This window comes from Pseudoalteromonas sp. P1-25 (genome assembly GCF_001401805.1).
Taxonomy (GTDB): Bacteria; Pseudomonadota; Gammaproteobacteria; order Enterobacterales; family Alteromonadaceae; genus Pseudoalteromonas.
Window position 1 is genome coordinate 1 of record NZ_LKDW01000086.1, and the last position, 491, is coordinate 491.

A 491-nucleotide genomic window follows, 5' to 3' on the forward strand; every position below is an offset into this window, starting at 1 on the left:
AAGGTAGCCCTAGGGGAACCTGGGGCTGGATCACCTCCTTATACGATTTAGAACTTATTTGTTCGTAGTGTCCACACAGATGATTGTTAATTGTAAAGAGAACAACACTTATTGTTTGGGTCTGTAGCTCAGTTGGTTAGAGCGCACCCCTGATAAGGGTGAGGTCGGTGGTTCAAATCCACCCAGACCCACCACTTCTTTTGAAGTGTCATAACAGACAATAAGACCAGCATATGTGGGGCTATAGCTCAGCTGGGAGAGCGCCTGCCTTGCACGCAGGAGGTCAGCAGTTCGATCCTGCTTAGCTCCACCACTTTACTTCTTAAAAATAAATATTCTTTATCGGGTAGCAATAGCACCTGAGAATAGAGTGTGTTTAATTTTGAGAAGTTTTTGATTCTCTGCTCTTTAAAAATTTGGAAAAGCTGATAATAAAATTCTGATAAATATTCGTATTTATCAAGAGTTTTCAAAAGTAAAAAATGCCATTG

2 tRNA genes are annotated in these 491 nt (G+C 40.7%); both read left to right on the top strand.

Going from position 1 to position 491, the window contains the following annotated elements:
• Positions 1–117 precede the first annotated feature (117 nt).
• Positions 118–194: transfer RNA gene (locus tag AN393_RS19645), tRNA-Ile, on the top strand.
• Between the two features lie 43 nt (positions 195–237).
• Positions 238–313, top strand: a tRNA-Ala gene (locus AN393_RS19650).
• The last annotated feature ends 178 nt before the right edge of the window (positions 314–491 follow it).